The following is a 13078-nucleotide window of genomic DNA, read 5'->3' as shown; positions in this document are numbered from 1 at the left end:
GCTGCCGATGTCGAAGACGTGCGGAACATCCATGACGTCATCGACGGCCGCGCCGTGACCTCCGTCTTCCAGCCGCTGGTGGACATCGCCACCCGGCGCGTGCTCGGCTACGAGGCGCTCAGCCGCGGCCCGGCCGGCAGCCCCTGGGAGTCGCCGGTGACGCTGTTCGCCGCGGCCCGCGCGGCCGGACGCGACAACGAGCTCGACTGGGTGTGCCGGGCGTCGGCGTACCGGGCCGCGCTGGACGCCGGCCTGGAGCAGACCCTGTTCGTCAACATGGAGCCGACGGCGTGGCACACGCCCTGCCCCGAGGACCTGGCTCCGGTCGTGGCCCGGGCGCAGAGCCGGCTGCGCGTGGTCACCGAGATGACCGAGCGGGCGATCGCGGCGGACCCGGCCGGGCTGCTGTCGGCGACGGCGAGCTGCCGGGCGGCGGGCTGGGGCGTGGCCCTGGACGACGTGGGCGCCGACCCGATGTCGCTGGCGCTGATGCCGTTCGTGCATCCGGACGTCGTCAAGCTGGACATGAGCCTGCTGCACGCCCCGCAGGATCCGCACACCTCGCACGTGGTGGCTGCCGTCGCGGCGTACGCCGAGACCAGCGGGGCCACCATCCTCGCCGAGGGGGTGGAGACGGCGGAACACGAGGCGATCGCCCGCACGATGGGCGCGACCGTGGGCCAGGGCTGGCTGTACGGGCGCCCCGGTCCCCTGCCGCCCGTTCCCGCGCCGCCGGGTGCCCACCTGCCGTTGCTGCGGCCGGCGATGGGCGGCCCGGCCGGCGGGACGCCGTTCGAGATCGTCGCGGCCCGGCGCCCCACGGTGGTCACGACCAAGTCGACGCTGATGCCGATCAGCAAGCACCTGGAGGCACTGGCCCGCGACAGCCACCAGCCGCCCGTGCTGCTCGCCTGCTTCCAGGAGGCCCGGCACTTCACCCGCGCGACCGCCCGCCGGTACGCCGCGATCGCCGAGCGCAGCCCGATGGTGGCGGCGCTGGGCACCGGCCTGAGCGACGAACCGGCGCCCGGCGTCCGCGGCGCCCACTTCACCGCCGGTGACGCGTTGCGCGGCGAGTGGAACGTGCTGGTGGTGGGCCCGCACCAGGCGGCGGCGCTGGTCGCCCGCGACCTCGGCGACACCGGGCCGGAGGCGGAACGGCGGTTCGTGTTCGCCACCACGTACGACCGGGCGCTGGTGATCGCGGCGGCCCGCTCGCTGCTGCATCTGCTGGCCCCGACCGACCCGGGCCGGATCCCGCACCTGCTGACGGTCTGACCAGATCGGTTGCGGTGTCCGCGACGCCGGGGTCACCGAGTGCGGTTGCGGGCGTTCTCTAGCTTGCCCATGTGATCTTGCCGATGCCCCGCCGAGCCCTCGCCACCGCCGTCGTCTGCCTGCTGGGGTTGCCCCTGGCTGCCTGCTCGGCCGGCTCCGGCGCGCCAGAGGTGGTGCCCTCGGCCAGTGCCTCGCCCTCGCCGCCGCCGATCGAACAGCTCGTGACGGCGCCCGCGGCGCCGACCGGGGGCAAGGGCTGGACCTCCGCCGACATACCTGTCTTTCCACCGGCACCGCCGCCCGTGCCGATCACCCTGCCGGCGTCGGGCAGTGTGCCGTACCTGTCGCGGATCCCGACGCAGCAGCCGGTCGCCTTCATCACCATCGACGACGGCTACCTGAAGGTGCCGGAGGCGCCGGCGTTGCTGGCGGCCGCCGGCGTCCCGGTCACGCTGTTCCTGACCACCGACGCCATCCACGACGACGAGGCGTACTTCGCGCGCCTGCAGGAGCACGGCGCGGTCATCGAGGCGCACACGATCACCCACACCGAGCTGCGCGGCAAGTCGTACGCCTTCCAGCACCGCGAGATCTGCGGCTCGGCGGACCGGCTGGGTCACCGCTACCAGCGCCGGCCGGTGCTGTTCCGGCCACCGTTCGGCACCAAGGACGCCACCACACTGCGGGCGGCGCGCGACTGCGGGATCAAGGCCGCGTTCATGTGGAAGGAGACGGTCCACAAGGGCAAGGTGCGCTACCAGGAGGGTCACCGGGTCCAGCCGGGCGACATCATCCTGATGCACTTCCGGCCGGCCTTCGTGCGGGATTTCCTGGCGGCGCTGCGCGCGATCCACAAGGCCGGACTGACGCCGGCCCTCCTGGAGGATTACATCCACGGCTGAACACGAGCGGATCAACGACTCAACGCGCGGGAACCTTGCCGGACGTGCGCATAGTGATCACGAGGAGATGGTCGCTATGAGGTCCGGTGTGATCCGTCTGCCCAGGGGCCGGCGGTGGCTGCGACAGCACGTGACGGTGGCCGCCGAGCCGGGCAGCCGTACGGCGGTGGTGACCGCGCGGACCGCAGCTCCGGAGATCGCCATCTCCGTGGTCCGGCACGCCGCGGTGGGCCGGACGACGATCGAGGAGGCGGGATCGTGACCGGCCACCTGCGCGACTTCCTCGGCGCCGACGACGCGACGCTGACCCGCAAGCTCACCGAGGGCGGTCCGGTCGAGGCCGCGCTCGGTGCGATCCCCGGCCATCTCTCCGGCCCGGCCCGGGCAGCGCTGGGCGCGGAGCTCTCCGCCGCAGCCGGCGGCCTGCTCGAGGAGGACCTCGGCTCGATCCTGCTCTCCGGGCTGATGGGCTACCACTGCCTGGTCGCCGCCGCGCGGGAGACGGCCGCCGACGCCGACGTCACCCGGCTGGTCACGCTGGACGACCACCTGGTCCGGCTGACCTACGACCCGCACCTCGACGTGCTCGTCGACCAGGAACGCGTGTACGAGCTGCGGCTGTGCCTGTCCGTGACGTTCACCGTGCAGGGGCTGGCGGCGACCGTACGGGCCGGCCGCCTCGCGCATGTGCGGGTGGCGCGCTGCTCGGCCGACGTCCGGCTGTCGTGGGAGGAGCACACCCTGCTGGAGCACAGCGACCTCCTCGACGCTCCCCTGGTGATCCGGCTCGGCGCCGGGATACCGGTGCCCCAGGCCGTCGTCCCGGGCCAGGCGCGCGGCACTGCCCGCGTCGCCCAGCGCCGCGCCTGAACCCGGGTCGGGCTCAGCAGGGTCGCATGAGGATCGGTGGCCGGGACTCGGTGGTCGCCGGTCGCAGGGCCGAGGCGATCAGCACCGTGAGCACGATCCCGGCCGCGACCGTCAGGACCGCCGCCCGGATGCCGTGCTGGGCGACGAGGACCAGGACGGCCAGGCCGAGCGCGGCGCCGACCCCGGATCCGGTGGAGGCAAGCCCCGATGCGATGCCCTGCTCGCGGTCGCTGACACCGGTGGCGGCGGCGATGAACATGGCGGTGAAGACCACCCCGTCGCCGAGGCTGAGTGCGACCAGTCCAGGCAGCAGTGCGGCGTACGAGCTGTCCTCGGTCATCGCCGGACCCAGCGCCGCGGCACCCGCCGCGCCCACCACCAGCGCCGCGACGAGGGTGCGCCGCAGGCCGAAGCGGGTCACCACCTGACCCGCCACCGTGGAGCCGGTCACGACCACGGCAGTGGGAACCAGGAAGGCCAGGCCGGTCCGCAGGGAGTCGTAGCCGCGCACGTCCTGGAAGTAGATCGACAGGAAGTACAGCACCGAGCCGAAGGTCGCCGCGAACATCGCCGCGAGCCCGACCGCCGCGACGACGTTGCGGCGCAGCAGCCCTGGCGGCACCAGCGGGTCGGCGGCCCGCCGCTCGATCACGACCAGCGCGGCGAGCAACGCCAGCCCGGCTGACGCCGGACCGAGCACGACCGGCGAGGCCCAGCCGGTCTCCGGCCCCCTCACCAGCGCGAACACCAGCAGCGTGATGCCGCCGGTGGCACTGAGCGCGCCCAGCAGGTCGAACGACCGCCCCTCGGCGCGCCGGGCATCGGCCGGCAGCAGCGGGAACGCCAGCAACAACGCCGCGGCCGCCAAGGGTGCGTTGATCAGGAACACCGCCGGCCACCCGAACGCGCGCGTGAGGACACCGCCGAGCAGGACGCCGAGGACCAGGCCGGCCGCGCCCGCACCGCCCCACACGCCCAGCGCGCGGTTGCGGGCCCGGCCCTCCGGAAAGGTGACGTTGACCAGCGCCAGCGTCGTCGGGAAGACCAAGGCACCGCCCAGACCCTGGACCGCGCGGGCGCTCAGCAGCATCTCCGGGCTGCGGGCGAGGCCGCCGGCCAGGGCCGAGGCCGCGTACAGCGCGAGCCCGGTGACCAGGACCCGGCGGCGGCCGAGCAGGTCGGCGGCCCTGCCACCGAGCAGCAGGAAGCCGCTGGACGCGACGGCGTAGGCGGTGACCACGGCCTGCAGGGTCTGAGCGGAGAAGCCCAGGTCACGCCGGATGTCCGGGAGCGCGACCACCACGATGTACTGGTCCAGCGAGACGATCAGCATGGCGAACGCCAGCAGCGCCAGGGCGGCCCGGCGACGCCCCGGGCCGGTCATCGCCGGACCTGTTGCCGGCGGGCCGCCCATACCGGGCTGTCCACGTAGTGATTGTCGAAGCGGTCCTGCGTCTCGCCGACCTGCGACCAGGTCGCCTCACCGCGGTGCACCTCGTCGAGCAGCCGGTAGTAGTCGAACCGCGGCTTGCCGGGCGTGATGACCACGAGGAAGTCGGCGTCGTGCCCGTCGGCGGGGGCGAAGGCGTGCGGGGTGCCCGGCGGGACGAACAGGGCGTCGCCCTCGTGCAGGGTCTGCAGCTCCGTGCCGACGAGCACCTCGAGGGCGCCGCCGAGCACGAAGAACAGCTCGCCGGAGCGGGTGTGCCGGTGCGGCGGAGCCCCGTCGGTGCCCTGCTTGAGCAGCGTGCGGTTGCTGGTCAGGGCGCCGCCGGTGTGCTCGGGGTCGAGCAGCAGGGTGATCACGCCGGCCGGGTCGCTGTCGAGGACCTCTGCCTGCGCCGCGCGTACCAGTGTCATGGTCGTTCCCCGTTCCTGGATGTTGGGGGTCCAGGATAGGCACGGAATCCTGGACATGTAAAGTCCAGGACCATGCGGATGAGTCAGGGCGTCGAATGGTCCCTCCACACGTGCCTCAACCTGAGCTGGGTCGACGCCCCGGTGCCGACCGGCACCCTCGCGGCCTTCTACGAGCTCCCGCCGGCCTACCTGAACAAGCAGCTGCAGGCTCTGGTCCGGGCCGGGATCCTGACGTCGGTCTCCGGCCCGCGCGGCGGCTTCCGGCTGGCCCGGGACCCGGCCGCGGTCTCGCTGCTGGACATCGTGGCCGCGATCGAGGGGCCGGAGGAGCTGTTCCGCTGCGACCAGATCCTGCGCAGAGGCCCGGGCGTACACACAGGCGTCGACTATCGGCAGTCGTGCACCCTGGCCCAGGCGATGCGCGGTGCCGAACTGGCCTGGCGGCGGGAACTGGCCGGCCGGACCTTGGCCGACATCCGGGCCGACGTCGAGCGCCTGCACCCCGACTCCCCGGCGGACACCCGGGCAAGGATCGCCGAGCTGCGCTGAGCTGCCCCCGTGGACTTCCGCGTCTACCGCAAGCCGTTCGACCTGCCCTGACTGCGCCGCACCGTCCGCACCACGAGGACGATCGCGCCGATCACGAGCAGGGCGCCCAGCAGCTGCAGACCTGGGGAGTCGTCGGCTCCGCCGTACACGAATGCGGCGACGCCGAGCAGAACGGCGACGACGGCCAGGGCGTATGTCATGGAGTCTCCCTCCGGGGCGGCGAGTGCCGACGATGCGATCTCATCACCGGCACGGCCCGTCGGTGACCGCCCGGGCCGACTCCGCACAGGATCTCCACACAACGCGCACGAATGCCGGGCCGGGCCGCCGTCACTGGGCGCGGCGCTGCAGGAACTCGTAGACGTCCTGGGCGTCGACGCCCGGGAAGGTGCCGGGCGGCAGGGCGGCCAGCAGGTGCGAGTGCACCCGGGCACTGGGCCAGGCCTGCCCGGCCCAGCGGTCCACCAGCTCCGCGGGCGGCCGGCGGCAGCAGGTCGGGTCCGGGCAGGCCGACACGGTACGGCGGGTGGTGTCACCGCCGCGGAACCAGCGGGCATGCTGGTACGGCGTCCCGACCGTGACCGAGAACTCCCCCGAGCGGGTCGACTCCACGTGCACCGTGCACCAGTACGTGCCCTTGCCGGTGTCGGTGAACTGGTAGAACGACGAGTACGGGTCCTCGGCCGCGAACACCGTGCGTGACGCCCATTTGCGGCACACCGGCTGGCCCTCGATCGCACCGGTCACGTCGGTCGGGAAGCGCACGTCGTCGTTCTCGTACGCCTTGTAGACCGTGCCGCTCTCGTGCACCCGGGCGAAGTGCACCGGGATGCCGAAGTGGTGGGTGACCAGGTTGGTGAAGCGGTGCGCCGCGGTCTCGTAGGAGACCCCGAACGCGTCGCGGAAGTCGTCGATCGCGAGCGCCCGGTCGGCCTTGGCCTCGCGCAGAAAGTCGGTGGCGAACTTCTCCGGCATCAGCAGCGCCGCGGCGAAGTAGTTGACCTCGACCCGCTGGCGCAGGAAGTCGCCGTAGTCCGCCGGGTCGTGATGGCCGAGCACGAAGTGCCCGAGCGTCTGCAGCACCACCGCGCGCGGATCGTGGCCCTTGCCGCTGGCCACCTGCGGCAGATAGATCTTGTGATTGAGCAGGTCGGTCACGGAGCGCGCGGAGCCGGGCAGGTCGTTCACGTAGTGCAACGAGAAGCCGAGGTGGGCGGCGATGTCGAGGATGCCGCGCTGGGACAGCGGGCCGGTGGTGTGCCGCACCGACTCCAGCACCTTGGCCGCGGCCTGCTCGATGTAGTCGAAGTAGTTGTCGCGCTCGCGCATCTCGACGCGCAGCTGCTGGTTGGCGCGGCGGGCCACCTCCGGGGTGGCGCTCTGCTCGGTCAGCAGCCGGGTCAGCTCGCGGTGCAGGCCGATCAGCGATTCCAGGGCGTCGGCGGGCAGCCGCCGGCCGCCGCGCACGACCGGCAGACCCAGGGCCGTGTAAGCCGGTTCCCGCTGAAAATGGGCCAGCTCGATCTCCAGCCCGGCGCGCCGGCTCGGCGCTTCCGGCCGGAGCAGCTCCTGCATCGGTACGCCCAGAGCGCCCGCGATCGCCTGCAGCACGCTGAGTTTCGGCTCCCGCTTGCCGTTCTCGATCAGCGAGAGCTGCGAGGGCGCCCGGCCGACGGCGGCGCTGAGCTGGTCGAGGGTCATGCCCTTGGCCCGCCGCTGGTGCCGCAGCCGCTGCCCCAGAGTCACGAGGTCAACGGTCGCGTCGGTCGGTGAAGCCGTCATGCGTTTTGACGCTAGCAGAATTTCTGCACTTCTTCTCCTCACAAACACCTTCAGGAGGGGTTGTGCGCTCGATCAGAGTGAAGTTCTGCCGTAACGGAAGGGCTTCAGACATGACTGATCAGCTGACCGAAGTCAGGGCCAAGTACAGCGGGCGCAGCACCGCCGTGGAACTTACTCGGGCGTGGGCCGGCGATCCCCGTTGGCTGGGCGTGACCCGCAGCTACACGGCGCACGACGTCGTCAAGCTGCGCGGCAGCGTGAGTGAGCAGCACACCCTGGCCGAGCGGGGCGCCCGCCGGCTGTGGGACCTGCTGCACGACGAGGAGTACATCAACGCGCTCGGCGCCATGACCGGCGGCCAGGCCGTGCAGCAGGTGCGGGCCGGGCTCAAGGCCATCTACCTGTCCGGCTGGCAGGTCGCCGCCGACGCCAACCTGTCCGGGCACACGTACCCGGACCAGAGCCTCTACCCGGCGAACTCGGTGCCGGCGGTGGTGCGCCGGATCAACAACGCGCTGCTGCGGGCCGACCAGATCGACACCGCGGCGGGCAAGCACGATCGCGACTGGCTGGCGCCCATCGTCGCCGACGCCGAGGCCGGCTTCGGCGGGCCGCTGAACGCGTTCGAGCTGATGAAGGCCATGATCGCCGCGGGCGCGGCCGGCGTGCACTGGGAGGACCAGCTCGCCTCGGAGAAGAAGTGCGGCCACCTCGGCGGCAAGGTGCTCATCCCGACCGCCCAGCACATCCGCACGCTCAACGCGGCCCGGCTGGCCGCCGACGTGGCCGGGGTGCCCAGCCTGATCATCGCCCGCACCGACGCGCTGGCCGCCGACCTGCTCACCACCGACGTGGACGAGCGTGACAAGCCGTTCCTCACCGGCGAGCGGACCGCCGAGGGTTTCTTCCGGGTGCGCAGCGGTCCGGAGGCGGCCATCGCCCGCGGGGTCGCGTACGCCGACTACGCCGACCTCATCTGGTGCGAGACCGGCAAGCCCGACCTGGAGTTCGCCCGCTCGTTCGCCGAGGCCGTGCACAAGGTGCACCCGGACAAGATGCTGGCGTACAACTGCTCGCCGTCGTTCAACTGGAAGCGCAACCTCGACGACGCCACGATCGCCCGGTTCCAGAAGGAGCTCGGGGCGATGGGCTACAAGTTCCAGTTCGTCACACTGGCCGGCTTCCATGCGCTGAACCACTCGATGTTCGAGCTGTCCCAGGGCTACGCCACCGAGGGCATGAGCGCGTACGTGCGGCTGCAGGAGGCCGAGTTCGCGGCCGAGGCCAACGGTTACACGGCAACCAAGCACCAGGCCGAGGTCGGCACCGGCTACTTCGACGCCGTCTCCACGGCCCTGAACCCCGACAGCTCCACCACCGCGCTGTCCGGCTCGACCGAAGCGGAGCAGTTCTGATGGAAGAAGTCACCGTCGCCCCCTCCGAGTACCCGGAGATCCTGACCCCCGAGGCGATCGAGTTCGTGGTGGCGCTGGACCGTGAGTTCGGCGCGCGCCGGGTCCAGCTGCTGGACCGCCGCCGGCGCCGCCGGGCCACCCGGACCACCGAGCTGGATTTCCTGGAGTCGACCCGGCAGGTCCGGATCGACGACACCTGGACCGTGGCGCCCCCGGCCGAGGACCTGATGGACCGCCGGGTGGAGATCACCGGCCCGCCGGAACGCAAGATGACGATCAACGCGCTGAACTCCGGCGCCAAGGTCTGGATGGCCGACTTCGAGGACGCCACCGCGCCGACCTGGGAAAACGTCGTCTCAGGCCAGCGCAACCTGCGGGCCGCGCTGGACGGCACGCTGGACTTCACCGCGCCGGACGGCCGGGAGTACCGGATCGGCACCGAGCTGCCGACCATCATGGTCCGGCCCCGCGGCTGGCACCTGCCCGAGTGCCACGTGCGCATCGGCGGGCGGGCGGTCTCGGCGTCGCTGTTCGACTTCGGCCTGTACCTGTTCCACTGTGGGCGCAAGCAGATCGAGCGCGGCAGCGGCCCGTACTTCTACCTGCCCAAGCTGGAGAGCCACCTCGAGGCCCGGCTGTGGAACGACGTCTTCGTCTTCGCGCAGAACCTGCTGGGCATCCCCCGCGGCACGATCCGCGCGACGGTGCTGATCGAGACGATCACAGCGGCCTTCGAGATGGAGGAGATCCTGTACGAGCTGCGCGAGCACTCGGCGGGACTCAACGCCGGCCGCTGGGACTACCTGTTCAGCATGATCAAGAACCGGCCGGACGTGGTGCTGCCGGAGCGCTCGCAGGTGACGATGACGGCGCCGTTCATGCGGGCGTACACGGAATTGCTGGTCAAGACCTGTCACCGGCGCGGCGCCCACGCGATCGGCGGCATGGCCGCCGTCGTGCCCAGCCGGGACCCGGTGGCCGCCAAGCGGGCCCTCAACCAGGTCCGCCAGGACAAGCGGCGCGAGGTCGGCGACGGCTTCGACGGCTCCTGGGTGGCCCACCCCGGCCTGGTGCAGACCTGCCGGGAGGTCTTCGACCAGTGGCTCGGCTTCGAGCCGCACCAGATCGTGCGCAGGCGCGAGGACGTGCGGGTCACCGCCAAGGAGCTGCTGGACGTCAAGTCGAGCGCCGTCACGGTCAGCGAGGTCGCGCTGCGCACCAACGTCAGCGTGGCGCTGCGGTACGTCGCGGCGTGGCTGGGCGGGCGCGGCGCGGTGGCGCTGGGCGGGCTGATGGAGGACGCGGCGACCGCGGAGATCTGCCGGACCCAGCTGTGGCAGTGGATCTCGACGGGCACCCCGACCGACTACGGCGTGCCGGTGACCGCGGGCCTGGTGACCCGGATGCTGCGCGAGGAGCTCGACGTGCTCGCCGAGACCGGGGCGCTGGACGAGGAGTCGGCCCGGTGCTTCGGTCAGGCCCGGACCCTGCTGACCGTGCTGCTCTCCGAGCGGACCTGCCCGGAATTCTTCACTCTGCCCGCGTACCTGCGGCACATGACCGGTGGCAGCCTCAAGCCGGCGGCGGTTCTGCCGGTCTGACCGGGAGCATTGGGACGGCCCGGTGGCGATCCGCCACCGGGCCGTGCCCGTTTGCGCGGCGCGTGTGCCCGTGTTGACGGACGGTGAGAAAGGTGCTGCCGCGCCGGGCCCGGCAACGGGCCTCCCGGGATGCCATGCTGGGGCTCCGAGCCCGTCAGAGCAGCGCTGGGAGGACATGCCGATGCTGCCCCTCAATGCCCAGAACTTGTCGTCCCTGCCCGCCGGGCTGCCGGTCCCGTCCTACGACCGCGGCGCGCTGCGGACCGGGATCGTGCACTTCGGCGTCGGCGGCTTCCACCGGGCGCACGAGGCGATGTACCTCGACCGGCTGATGAGCGCGGGCCGGGCGCTGGACTGGGCGATCTGCGGGGTGGGCGTGATGCCGGCCGACCGGCGCATGGCCGAGGTGATGCACGCCCAGGACGGCCTCTACACGCTGGTCGTCAAGGCGCCGGACGGCACCCTCGAGGCCCGGGTCGTCGGCTCGATCAAGGAGTACCTGTTCGCGCCGGACGACCCCGAGGCCGTCATCGAGAAGATGGCCGAACCCGAGGTGCGCATCGTCTCGCTGACCATCACGGAGGGCGGCTACAACTTCAACGCCGTCACCGGTGACTTCGTCGCCGACAACCCGGACGTGCGGCACGACCTGACGCCCGGCAACCCGCCGCGCACCACCTTCGGGCTGATCACGGCGGCGCTGGCCCGGCGGCGCGAGCGCGGGGTGCCGCCATTCACGATCATGAGCTGCGACAACATCCAGGGCAACGGGCACGCCGCCCGGCGCAGCTTCGTCGCCTTCGCCACCCTGCGGGACCCGGAGCTCGGCGCGTGGGTGCAGCAGCACGTCGCCTTCCCCAACAGCATGGTCGACCGGATCACCCCGGTGACCACGGACGACGACCGCGCGGAGGTCCGCAAGCGGTTCGGCGTGGACGACGCCTGGCCGGTGGTGTGCGAGCCGTTCACCCAGTGGGCCCTCGAGGACGTGTTCCCGCTGGGCCGGCCCCCGTTCGAGGACTCCGGCGTGCAGGTGGTCGCCGACGTCGAGCCGTACGAACTGATGAAGCTGCGCCTGCTCAACGCCAGCCACCAGGCGCTCTGCTACTTCGGCTACCTGGCCGGCTACCGGCTCGTGCACGACGTGGCCCAGGATCCGCTGTTCGCCGACTTCCTGCTGGCGTACATGGACCGCGAGGCCACGCCGACCCTGGAGCCGGTGCCCGGCATCGACCTGGACGAGTACAAGCACCAGCTCATCGACCGCTTCTCCAACGCCCAGGTGCGGGACACCGTGGCCCGGCTCTGCGCGGAGAGCTCCGACCGCATCCCCAAGTGGCTGCTGCCGGTGATCCGGCACAACCTCGAGACCGGCGGCGAGATCCTGCGGTCCACCGCCGTGGTGGCCAGCTGGGCCCGGTACGCCGAGGGCGTCGACGAGCAGGGCAACCCGATCGAGGTGGTGGACCGGCTCAAGGACACCCTGACCGCGGCGGCCCAGCGCCAGAGTGCGGACCCGCTGGCCTTCATCGCCGACCGGGACCTGTTCGGGGACCTGATCGACAACGAGCGGTTCGTCTCGGCGTACCGCTCGGTGTTGTCCTCGCTGCACCTCAAGGGAGCGCGGGCGACACTCGAGGAGCTGGCCGGCGCCTCCTGAGCAGCGCGGCGCCGAGGCCGCCGGCCAGCAGCTGGCTGGCCGCGACGGCCAGCAGCAGGACGGTCGTGCCGTGGCCGGTGGCCAGGCCCGCGAGGGCGACCCCGGCCGCGGCGGCGGTCACCTTGAGCCCGGCCCCGATGGTGAAGACCTGGGTCCGCGCCTCCGGCGGCGCCTCCCGGTCGCGGACGACCAGCAACGACGCGAACAACGGCCCGTTGATCAGGCCCGCGACCACGAACAGGGCCAGGGTCGGCCAGCGCCCGCCGACCAGCGGCAGCACCGCGAACGGCACGCTCATGGCGACCAGCCCGGCCAGCATGAGCCGCTCGGGACGCAGCCGGCGCACCGGCAGCCGGGCGTAGGCCAGCGAGCTGACCAGGTTGCCGGCCGCGAACGCGGACAGCGTCAGGCCGGTCATCGCCGGATCGTGCAGGCCCGCGGCGAGCAGCGCGGCCACGATCGGCAGCGCGCCGAAGCCCAGCTGGCTGACGGTGCTGGCCGCGGTGACAGCGGCCAGCGGAGGCTCCCGCCACAGCGCCTTGAGCGCCTGCCCCCGGTTTCGCGGGGCGCTCGGCCGGGTCCGGTCGGGCACCGGCAGCGTCACCACGATGGCCGCGGCGAGCGCACACGAGACCGCGAGCACGGCCACCGCCCACAGCGCCCCAGCCCAGCCGGCGACGACCGCGGCCAGGGCCGGGCCGACGATGCCGGCCAGGCTGTAGGAGGTCGCGTCGAGACCGAACGCCCGCGGCAGCCGATCGCCGGCGAGCTCGCCGAGCAGACTGGACAGACCACCGATCAGCAGCGGCGCGCAGCAGCCGGCCAGCACCGCCGCCACGAACGCCGCGGCCGGGGCCGGGTCGGCGAGCAGCGCCGCACCGGTGACGCCGGCCGCGAATCCGAGCAGCCCTCCGACGTACAGCAACCGGCGCCGGCGGACAGCGTCGGCGAGTGCCCCCACCAGCGGCGCCGCCAGCACATGGGGCACCATCAGCGCACCGATCAGCAGGCCGCCGAACGCCGCGCCCCGCCCGACCGCGAGCACATGCAGCAGCAGCGCCACCCGGCTGCCCTCGTCGGCGAGCCGCGCCAGGGCGGCCGCGGTCGTGTATCGGGTGAGGACGCCGGGCGCAGCCATGTCCTCGGCCTACCCGCGGAACC

General features: G+C 72.4%; 13 protein-coding genes. 8 read left to right on the top strand and 5 right to left on the bottom strand.

Annotation, left to right across the window (positions count from 1 at the left end):
• Positions 1 to 18: 18 nt before the first annotated feature.
• The 4 genes from ACZ6S4_RS17810 to ACZ6S4_RS17795 all read left to right on the top strand — a co-directional run bounded on the left by ACZ6S4_RS17810 (position 19) and on the right by ACZ6S4_RS17795 (position 3050).
• Positions 19 to 1278, top strand: coding sequence for a sensor domain-containing phosphodiesterase (locus tag ACZ6S4_RS17810; protein WP_465475981.1), 1260 nt, complete (start codon positions 19 to 21; stop codon positions 1276 to 1278).
• Positions 1279 to 1361: 83 nt separating this feature from the next.
• On the top strand, positions 1362 to 2180 hold the full coding sequence (locus ACZ6S4_RS17805; RefSeq protein ID WP_465475980.1) for a polysaccharide deacetylase family protein: 819 nt from the start codon (positions 1362 to 1364) through the stop codon (positions 2178 to 2180).
• 76 nt (positions 2181 to 2256) lie between these two features.
• On the top strand, positions 2257 to 2442 hold the full coding sequence (locus ACZ6S4_RS17800) for a hypothetical protein (RefSeq protein ID WP_465475979.1): 186 nt from the start codon (positions 2257 to 2259) through the stop codon (positions 2440 to 2442).
• Positions 2439 to 3050 (top strand): hypothetical protein, encoded by a 612-nt coding sequence (locus ACZ6S4_RS17795; RefSeq protein ID WP_465475978.1) that lies wholly within the window; start codon positions 2439 to 2441, stop codon positions 3048 to 3050. Before ACZ6S4_RS17800 ends, ACZ6S4_RS17795 begins: the two co-directional genes overlap by 4 nt.
• 13 nt (positions 3051 to 3063) lie before the next feature.
• Here ACZ6S4_RS17795 and ACZ6S4_RS17790 read toward each other — a convergent pair whose 3' ends face one another.
• Together ACZ6S4_RS17790 and ACZ6S4_RS17785 are read right to left on the bottom strand one after the other, a co-directional pair.
• Positions 3064 to 4434, bottom strand: a complete 1371-nt coding sequence (locus ACZ6S4_RS17790) for an MFS transporter (RefSeq protein WP_465475977.1) — start codon at positions 4432 to 4434, stop codon at positions 3064 to 3066.
• Positions 4431 to 4910: a cupin domain-containing protein gene (locus ACZ6S4_RS17785; protein WP_465475976.1), complete on the bottom strand. Its 480-nt coding sequence runs from the start codon at positions 4908 to 4910 to the stop codon at positions 4431 to 4433. Before ACZ6S4_RS17785 ends, ACZ6S4_RS17790 begins: the two co-directional genes overlap by 4 nt.
• Before the next feature lie 72 nt (positions 4911 to 4982).
• Here ACZ6S4_RS17785 and ACZ6S4_RS17780 point away from each other — a divergent pair, with 72 nt between their 5' ends.
• On the top strand, positions 4983 to 5459 hold the full coding sequence (locus tag ACZ6S4_RS17780; RefSeq protein ID WP_465475975.1) for an RrF2 family transcriptional regulator: 477 nt from the start codon (positions 4983 to 4985) through the stop codon (positions 5457 to 5459).
• A gap of 23 nt (positions 5460 to 5482) precedes the next feature.
• Here the strand turns inward: ACZ6S4_RS17780 and ACZ6S4_RS17775 are convergent, their stop codons facing one another.
• Positions 5483 to 5659, bottom strand: a complete 177-nt coding sequence (locus tag ACZ6S4_RS17775; protein ID WP_465475974.1) for a hypothetical protein — start codon at positions 5657 to 5659, stop codon at positions 5483 to 5485.
• Positions 5660 to 5789: 130 nt separating this feature from the next.
• Positions 5790 to 7241, bottom strand: coding sequence for a helix-turn-helix domain-containing protein (locus ACZ6S4_RS17770; RefSeq protein ID WP_465475973.1), 1452 nt, complete (start codon positions 7239 to 7241; stop codon positions 5790 to 5792).
• 110 nt (positions 7242 to 7351) lie between these two features.
• Here ACZ6S4_RS17770 and aceA point away from each other — a divergent pair, with 110 nt between their 5' ends.
• The 3 genes from aceA (at position 7352) to ACZ6S4_RS17755 (ending at position 11917) form a co-directional block, all read left to right on the top strand.
• Positions 7352 to 8656 carry an isocitrate lyase gene (gene aceA, locus ACZ6S4_RS17765; RefSeq protein WP_465475972.1) on the top strand — a complete coding sequence of 435 codons (1305 nt, stop codon included), beginning with the start codon at positions 7352 to 7354 and terminating at the stop codon, positions 8654 to 8656.
• Positions 8656 to 10257: a malate synthase A gene (gene aceB, locus ACZ6S4_RS17760; protein WP_465475971.1), complete on the top strand. Its 1602-nt coding sequence runs from the start codon at positions 8656 to 8658 to the stop codon at positions 10255 to 10257. Before aceA ends, aceB begins: the two co-directional genes overlap by 1 nt.
• Positions 10258 to 10438: 181 nt before the next feature.
• Positions 10439 to 11917, top strand: a complete 1479-nt coding sequence (locus ACZ6S4_RS17755; protein WP_465475970.1) for a mannitol dehydrogenase family protein — start codon at positions 10439 to 10441, stop codon at positions 11915 to 11917.
• Here ACZ6S4_RS17755 and ACZ6S4_RS17750 read toward each other — a convergent pair.
• On the bottom strand, positions 11871 to 13055 hold the full coding sequence (locus tag ACZ6S4_RS17750) for an MFS transporter (protein WP_465475969.1): 1185 nt from the start codon (positions 13053 to 13055) through the stop codon (positions 11871 to 11873). The genes ACZ6S4_RS17755 and ACZ6S4_RS17750 overlap by 47 nt on opposite strands.
• Positions 13056 to 13078: the final 23 nt, after the last annotated feature.

This window comes from Actinoplanes sp. NPDC051405 (assembly GCF_055586185.1).
This window is presented reverse-complemented; position numbering and strand designations above follow the sequence as displayed.